This is a genomic window from Pseudomonas sp. CM25, from assembly GCF_013179705.1.
Taxonomy (GTDB): Bacteria; Pseudomonadota; Gammaproteobacteria; order Pseudomonadales; family Pseudomonadaceae; genus Aquipseudomonas.
In genome coordinates this window covers 1-3,798 of sequence record NZ_JABMCW010000442.1, presented here as the reverse complement: position 1 = coordinate 3,798, position 3,798 = coordinate 1, and the positions used below count along the sequence as shown (strand labels likewise).

General features: G+C 64.5%; 5 protein-coding genes and 1 pseudogene. 4 read left to right on the top strand and 2 right to left on the bottom strand.

Going from position 1 to position 3,798, the window contains the following annotated elements; translation table 11 throughout:
* Positions 1-364, bottom strand: a pseudogene (locus tag HP546_RS27430) (energy transducer TonB); the annotation flags it as partial.
* Positions 365-455: 91 nt separating this feature from the next.
* Positions 456-1,409, bottom strand: coding sequence for a glutathione synthase (gshB, locus tag HP546_RS27425; protein WP_172232121.1), 954 nt, complete (start codon positions 1,407-1,409; stop codon positions 456-458).
* Between the two features lie 242 nt (positions 1,410-1,651).
* Here gshB and HP546_RS27420 point away from each other — a divergent pair, with 242 nt between their 5' ends.
* From HP546_RS27420 to HP546_RS27405, 4 genes are all read left to right on the top strand, one after another.
* Complete coding sequence (locus HP546_RS27420) at positions 1,652-2,053, top strand: PleD family two-component system response regulator (protein WP_172232118.1); 402 nt, start codon at positions 1,652-1,654, stop codon at positions 2,051-2,053.
* Between the two features lie 48 nt (positions 2,054-2,101).
* Positions 2,102-2,467, top strand: a complete 366-nt coding sequence (gene pilH / locus HP546_RS27415) for a twitching motility response regulator PilH (protein ID WP_172232115.1) — start codon at positions 2,102-2,104, stop codon at positions 2,465-2,467.
* Entirely contained in the window at positions 2,464-3,018 is a 555-nt protein-coding gene (locus HP546_RS27410) for a chemotaxis protein CheW (protein ID WP_172232112.1), read from the top strand. Before pilH ends, HP546_RS27410 begins: the two co-directional genes overlap by 4 nt.
* An 11-nt stretch (positions 3,019-3,029) precedes the next feature.
* Positions 3,030-3,798: type IV pili methyl-accepting chemotaxis transducer N-terminal domain-containing protein (locus HP546_RS27405; protein WP_172232109.1), on the top strand; the 769-nt coding region annotated here is incomplete at its 3' end.

The window sequence follows — 3,798 nt, the reverse complement described above, 5'->3', positions numbered from 1 at the left end:
GCGCAGGCGGCGGTACTACCTCGGGCCTGGCCGCAGGCGGCGGGGTGATCTTGTTGATCTTGCTGTCCTGGAACGGCGCCAGCTCGGTGGTCTTGGGCACTGCCTTCTTGTCCAGGGTACCGCTGCCCTGCTGGTTGTCCTGCGCCTGGAAATCGGCCTTCTCGGGCGGTTTTTCGCTCTTGAAGGTGGCCAGGGTGATGTCCATGGTGTGGCGGATTTCTGCCGGCTTGACCACGGTGAAACCGACACCAAGGATCAGCGCCAGGTGCACCAGTGCAGCCAGGAACAGGGTAAAGCCAAGCCTGTCCACCGGGCGAACTCGGGGCGGCAGCAGGTCGGCAGGGATGTCAGCGGGCAGCGTCATCGGGTATCCAGCAACCGCAGGGCGGGGCTGCGGGTCAGGTCATCAGGACCCGCATCATACCCCACTCTGGGAGTGCGCCGCGCGTTGCCGGTCAGCGCGCCTGCAGCTGTCGATCAATGGCGTCCATCAACTTGCCGCCAATGTCGGTGTTGAACGCGTTGTCGATTTCGCGAATGCAGGTCGGGCTGGTGACGTTGATCTCGGTGAGGTAGTCGCCGATCACATCCAGGCCCACGAACAGCAGGCCCTTTTCACGCAGGGTGGGGCCCACCTGGGCGGCGATCCAGCGGTCACGCTCGCTGAGCGGGCGCGCTTCGCCACGGCCACCGGCAGCCAGGTTGCCACGGGTTTCGCCACTGGCCGGGATGCGCGCCAGGCAGTAGTCGACCGGCTCGCCGTCGATCATCAGGATACGTTTGTCGCCGTCCTTGATCGCCGGCAGGTAGGCCTGGGCCATGATCTGCTGCGCACCCAGTGCGGTCAGGGTTTCGAGGATGACCGACAGGTTGGGGTCGCCCGCCCGGTGGCGGAAGATCGAGGTGCCGCCCATGCCGTCCAGTGGTTTGAGGATCACATCGCCATGCTGCTCGGCGAACGCGCGGATGATGTCCGGGCGACGGCTGACCAGGGTAGGCGGGGTGCACTGCGGGAACAGCGTGGCAAACAGCTTTTCGTTGCAGTCACGCAGGCTTTGCGGTCGGTTGACCACCAGTACGCCGTCTTTCTCGGCCTGCTCCAGCAGGTAGGTGCTGTAGACGAACTCCATGTCGAAGGGCGGGTCCTTGCGCATCAGGATCACATCCAGCTCGGCCAGGGTGCTGTCCTGCTCCTCGCCCAGCTCGAACCAGCGTGCCGGGTCGGCGAACACTTTCAATGGGCGCATGCGCGCGCGGGCCTTGCCTTCGCCCTGGTACAGGTCGCGCTGCTCCATGTAGAACAGGCTCCAGCCGCGCGCCTGGGCGGCCAGCAGCATGGCCAGCGAACTGTCCTTCTTGTAGGAGATGGACGCGATGGGGTCCATGACAATGCCGAGGCGAACGCTCATGGGGTGGTTCCTCTTGGCGGCGGGTGGCCGCGATGGTTCGAAAGAAAAGTGGCTCAGGGTGGCGCCGCGAACGCCGCTGGTCAAGGGGCGCCGCAGATGGAACGGGCACCCGGAGTGTGCTAAAAATGCAGCTGCAAGCCTTTGGCTACAAGCCTCAAGAGAACAGCAGTCACCCGCCGATTGGCCTTCTCCTGAAACTTGCCGCTTGCCACTTGCAGCTAAATTCCCACTGGTAGGCGTCTATGGAACAACCCCTGAAGGTGATGGTGATCGACGATTCACGCACGATCCGCCGCACCGCGCAGATGTTGCTCGGTGAAGCGGGCTGCGAGGTGATCACCGCCAGCGATGGCTTCGATGCCCTGGCCAAGATCGTCGACCACCGGCCAAGCATCATTTTCGTCGATGTGTTGATGCCGCGCCTGGACGGTTACCAGACCTGCGCGGTCATCAAGCACAACAGCGTTTTCAAGGACACTCCGGTGATCCTGCTGTCGTCCCGCGACGGCCTGTTCGACAAGGCCCGTGGCCGGGTGGTCGGCTCTGATCAGTTTTTGACCAAGCCGTTCAGCAAGGAAGAGCTGCTCGAGGCGATTCGCGCTCACGTGCCCGGTTTTGCCGCACCTCAACAACCCGCACCCTGACCGCGCCCCGCCATGGCACGGTCTTTTCTTTCCTGATGGGGAAACAGCATGGCCCGAGTTCTGATTGTCGACGACTCGCCGACAGAGATGTACAAACTGGCCGAATGGCTTGAAAAGCACGGTCATCAGGTGCTCAAGGCCAGCAACGGCGCCGATGGTGTGGCCCTGGCGCGCCAGGAGAAGCCGGACGCGGTGCTGATGGATATCGTCATGCCCGTGCTCAACGGCTTCCAGGCGACCCGGCAACTAAGCAAGGACCCGGAGACCAGCAACATTCCCGTATTGGTCGTTACCACCAAGGACCAGGAAACCGATCGCATCTGGGCCAAGCGTCAGGGCGCCCGCGGTTTCGTGACCAAGCCGGTGGAAGAAGACGACCTGATAGCCAAGCTCCAAGAAGTGCTGGGGGCTTGACCACCCGCCCGCATGGCGCGTCGCTGACCGCGTTCGAGTTGCTGCTGGACATCGACCGCCGCTGTCGCCTGCTGGTTGCCGACCAGCCGCCGCAGGACAACCGCCTGCAGCAGTGGAGTGGTATCGGCTTTCGCATTGCCGGGCAGTGGTTCGTCGCGCCCATGGGCGAAGTGGCCGAGGTGCTGCGCGAGCCACGCAGCAGCCGCGTCCCCGGCGTGCAGCCGTGGGTGTGCGGGGTCGCCAACCTGCGCGGCCGGCTGTTGCCGGTGATGGACCTGAGCAGCTTTTTCGGCCTGGGCCACGTCGCTCCCGGCAAGCAGCGACGGGTGCTGGTGCTGGACCACGAAGACCTGTTCGTCGGCTTGCTGGTAGACGAGGTGCTGGGCCTTCAGCACTTCGCCCTGGACAGCCTGCAACTGTCGCCACCCCAGCCGTTGATCCGTGCTGCTGCACGCTTCGTGCAGGGGCATTTCCCCCGGGAACGCAACTGGGCGATCTTCAGCCCCTTCGCCCTGGCCCAGGCGCCGGGTTTTCTCGATGTGGCGTTATAGGACCTGCGAACGTGAACAAGCCTGCAACCCCCGTCACTGCGACCACCGTCAGCCCACGTACCCGCAGCATCGCGCAGATCACCGTGCTGTTCCTGATCCTGATCCTGTCGATCATGCTGCTGTTCGCCAACTTCGCCTACCTGAACACCCAGTCCAACTACGACAAGCAGTACATCGGCCATGCCGGCGAATTGCGCGTGCTGTCGCAGCGCATCGCCAAGAACGCCACCGAGGCCGCCACTGGCAAGGCCCTGGCCTTCAAGCTGCTGTCGGATGCGCGTAACGATTTCGAGCGGCGTTGGGGCTACCTGCGCCAAGGTGACAAGTCCACCGGCCTGCCGCCCGCGCCGCCTACGGTGCGTGACGAAATGGAAGCGGTGCGCCGCGACTGGGAAAACCTGCGCAAGAACACCGACACCATCCTGGCCAGCGAACAGACCGTGCTGTCGCTGCACCAGGTGGCGGCAACCCTGGCCGAGACCGTGCCGCAGTTGCAGGTGGAATACGAAAAAGTGGTTGAGATCCTGCTGCAAAGCGGCGCCCCGGCCAACCAGGTAGCCGTCGCCCAGCGCCAGCTGTTGTTGGCCGAGCGCATCCTGGGCTCGGTCAACACCGTGCTGGCGGGCGACGACAGCGCGGCCCAGGCGGCCGACGCCTTTGGCCGCGATGCCGGGCGCTTTGGCCAGGTACTGGAAGGGATGCTCAGCGGCAACGCGGCAATCCAGGTGACCCGCGTGGAGGACGCAGACGCGCGTGCGCGGCTGGCCGAAATTGCCGAGC

What these genes read in the sequence shown, in the direction of transcription:
- HP546_RS27420 (WP_172232118.1), top strand. Translation starts at nt 1,652, where the DNA reads ATGGAACAACCCCTGAAGGTGATGGTGATCGACGATTCACGCACGATC.
- gshB (WP_172232121.1), bottom strand. Translation starts at nt 1,409, where the DNA reads ATGAGCGTTCGCCTCGGCATTGTCATGGACCCCATCGCGTCCATCTCC.
- pilH (WP_172232115.1), top strand. Translation starts at nt 2,102, where the DNA reads ATGGCCCGAGTTCTGATTGTCGACGACTCGCCGACAGAGATGTACAAA.